Here is a 3,547-nt window from a genome sequence, read left to right as displayed (position 1 = left end):
TTGCCTTGGCACACCGTCAAACGCATTGACAAAGCTAGGTTGGTTCGGGAGTTGCCTGAAGTCGATTACGGTTCGCTCAGAACTCTGGTCATGGATGAGTTCGCATTGCACAAGGGGCACCGCTACGCCTCCGTCGTAGCCGATGCGGACACTCGGCAAGTGCTTTGGATCGGTGAAGGGCGCAGTCGCGAATCCATACGCCCCTTCTTTGAATCACTGGGCGAACACTGCGATCAAATCGAAGCGGTCGCGATGGATCAGAACAGCGCCTTTGACCTGGAGGTGAAGATGCACTGCCCGAATGCGGAAGTCGTCTACGACCTTTTTCATGTCGTTGCCAAATACGGCCGTGAAGTCATCGACCGAGTCCGCGTGGATCAGGCCAATGAACTAAGGCAGAACAAGTCGGCTCGCAGAGCGGTCAAACGTAGCCGATGGTTACTTCTAAAGAACAAGGACAACCTCAATGAAGAAGAACTTGTCAGGCTCGAAGAGCTGATGAATGCCAACCAATCCTTGGCTCAAGTCTACGTCCTGAAAGAACAGCTCAAAGAACTATGGCGAAGCTCAAGCATCTGGGGCGCCTTCAAACGCTGGCGCACATGGTGGAGGATGTGCCGTGAGTCCAAAATCAAACCCCTGCTCGCCTTCGCTGATAAACTCAGACCCTACCTCCGTGGAATCATAGCCTCAGCCAAATACCCACTCAACACCAGCGTGCTCGAGGGCATGAACAACAAGATCAAGGTCATCAAAAGAACCGCTTATGGCTTCAGGGATACGGAATACTTCTTCCTCAAGATTAAGCATGCTTTCCCCGGGAAATGACGATGAACCTTTTTTTATAGCGAGAGTTCGAGCCCCGCCGGAAAACCAAAGTAGCGAGAGCTTCCGTGCTTCGCTTAGTAGCTTCGCAGGACACGTCCAGCTCTCGACCCAATCCTCAAGACTCCAAGCAAAGCTTGGCCCCGCGGCTCTTCCCAAAACCGTCTAGCCGACGACCGTTCACCGCCCACAGAGCACTGATTACCGACCCCCATCCACGTCCCCGCCGCTCCCTCGCGAAACAGGCAGGCTGCCTGTTCTACTCTAACGCACCCACAGGCTGCCAGTTATCAATCCTGAGCGTGCCGAAGGGCCTGTGCCCTCGTTCCCCGTCGGTCACATACCATCTTCCGGAGAATCCCTTTCACCCCCAGCTCAATCCGTTAGCCCCGACCGGAAAACCAAAGTAGCGAGAGCTTCCAGCTCTCGACCCAATCCTCAAACCTCCAAGCAAAAGCTTGGCCCCGCGGCTCTTCCCAAAACCGTCTAGCCGACGACCGTTCACCGCCCACAGAGCACTGATTACCGACCCCCATCCACGTCCCCGCCGCTCCCTCGCGAAACAGGCAGGCTGCCTGTTCTACTCTAACGCACCCACAGGCTGCCAGTTATCAATCCTGAGCGTGCCGAAGGGCCTGTGCCCTCGTTCCCCTTCGATCCCAAACCATCTCCCAGGGAATCCCTTTCGTCCCCAGCTCAATCCGTTAGCCCTTCCGGAAAACCAAAGTAGCGAGAGCTTCCAGCTCTCGACCCAATCCTCAAACCTCCAAGCAAAGCTTGGCCGCCCTCCGCTCTCCGCCATTTCAAGGAATGAGTCCCCCCAGTTCTCGGTTCTCGGTCCCTGGTTTGAGTTTCCCTCAACGCCCCAGTCGAACTGAATACCGACAACTGTCTACTGACTCACCGACAACCGACTACCGACTAACCGACAACCGACTCACCGAAAACCGCCTCACTGCCCAATCGCCTCACGGTCCACCGGATCTCCCGCATCGGCATCATCGGCACCCAGCCAGCGTTCCAGATATTTTTCCCGCAGAAGGCGCCAGGCGACGACAAAGAAAGCGGTGAGGGGGATGGCCAGGATCATTCCCAGAATACCGCCCAAGGCGATCCCCCAGAAGAAAATGGCAATGATGATGGTGAGCGGGTGGAGACCGGTTTTATCGCCCATGATCCGCGGGGTGAGGAAATAGCCTTCGAGCATTTGCACGGCGATGAAGATCCCGAGACCGATCGCGGCGAGGATCGGTCCGCCCTCGGGTTGGAGCCAGGCGATCGGAAGCACCGTGGCCAGCCCGATCATTGTCCCGAAGTAGGGGATGATGTTGAGGAGCCCGATCAAGAGACCGAGCGGAAACCCGAAGTTGATCCCAGCGATCGAAAAACCGATCCCGAGGAGCACTCCCATGATCAGCCCGATGATGATCTGTCCGCGGAAGAACGCTTCCATGCTGTGGGCGAATTGGCTGCCGAGAAAAATCAGGTCATCCCGGATTTCTGGTTTCATCCAAGAAAGCTGCTTCTTGATATCCCCCGTCTTGTCGCCGCGGGCTTTCAGGAAGAAAAAGATATAGACCGGAATGATCGCCAGCCCGGTCAGGATCCCCAGGAAAGAAGAAGCGTAGGACCCGACCTTCGTCGCCATCGGCACCAGCTTTTCGGGGAGAGACGAGATCTGCGATTCGATTTGCGATTGGATCTCTTCCACCTTGGTCGCGCCCAAAGTCGAGTCGAGGTAGTCCATGATCTGGGGGAAGCGGTGGTTGATCGCCTCTTGGAGCCGGTCGACGATGGAAGGCAGTGCCTTGATAAAGCTGATCGTTTGCTCCACCAGGACCGGCACCACCAGGGCCAGAACCGCCCCGGTCGCCAGGACCACGAGAACGTATAGTACCACGATCGCCCAAACCCGGGAAAGCGAAGTCTTTTTGACCAGAAAACCGACGATCGGTTGCAGAAGCATGGCAATGATCCCGGCCACCGCCAAAGGCCAGAGCACCCCTGAAAAAGTTTGCACGAAGGAGCTGAGCAGCAGAAAGACTTCGAAGATCAGCGCCCCAATGACGAAAATGGAGATTCCCGCTAGGGCCGTAGTGATCAACTTTCGTTGCATCGGGCTGATCCAAAATCCCGTTTTTCCATCTTCCTCGGACATCGGCAAAACCATGAGGTGTTCTAGAGACCGAGCCAAGCGCAAACCGTAAGCAGTGCAGGACCGAAGGATGAATCCTCATCTCCTCCCCGCATAAGTTCAAAAAATCTTGAACTAACAACGAAATCAGCAAATGTTCTCTCTGCTTTTAGGTGGATTCCCCCACAAACCACACCCTCTCAGATCCCCACGGATCAAACTCTCAGGACCCCCAATCCAGGCACGTCCAAGGGCGGTAGCATGGCCACTGCAAAAGAAGCAGCCGCTCCTGCACGAAACAGGCAAGCTGCCTGTTCTACTCGAAACGTCCCCCAGGCTGCCAGTCGCCAACCCGAAAACCAAAGTAGCGAGAGCTTCCAGCTCTCGACCCAATCCTCAAACCTCCAAGCAAAGCTTGGCCCCGCGGCTCTTCCCAAAACCGTCTAACCGACGACCGTTCACCGTCCACAGAGCACTGATTACCGACTCCCATCCACGCCCGCACCGCTCTTTCGCGAAACAGGCAAGCTGCCTGTTCTACTCGAAACGTCCCCTAGGCTGCCAGTCGCCAACCCGAAAACCAAAGTA

2 protein-coding genes are annotated in these 3,547 nt (G+C 56.0%); one reads left to right on the top strand and one right to left on the bottom strand.

Annotation, left to right across the window (positions count from 1 at the left end):
• The coding region (locus tag H5P30_RS07910) for an ISL3 family transposase (protein WP_185691362.1) at window positions 1-828 on the top strand (828 nt) is incomplete at its 5' end.
• Window positions 829-1,777: 949 nt separating this feature from the next.
• On the opposite strand, the gene H5P30_RS07905 is transcribed toward H5P30_RS07910, so the two are convergent.
• A complete protein-coding gene (locus H5P30_RS07905) occupies window positions 1,778-2,983 on the bottom strand; it encodes an AI-2E family transporter (protein ID WP_185692415.1) in 1,206 nt (401 codons plus the stop codon).
• Window positions 2,984-3,547: the final 564 nt, after the last annotated feature.

This window comes from Puniceicoccus vermicola (assembly GCF_014230055.1).
GTDB classification, from domain to species: Bacteria; Verrucomicrobiota; Verrucomicrobiia; order Opitutales; family Puniceicoccaceae; genus Puniceicoccus; species Puniceicoccus vermicola.
The sequence above is the reverse complement of the archived record's forward strand: the minus strand, read 5'-3'. Positions and strand labels throughout refer to the sequence as shown.

What these genes read in the sequence shown, in the direction of transcription:
- H5P30_RS07905 (WP_185692415.1), bottom strand. Translation starts at nt 2,983, where the DNA reads ATGTCCGAGGAAGATGGAAAAACGGGATTTTGGATCAGCCCGATGCAA.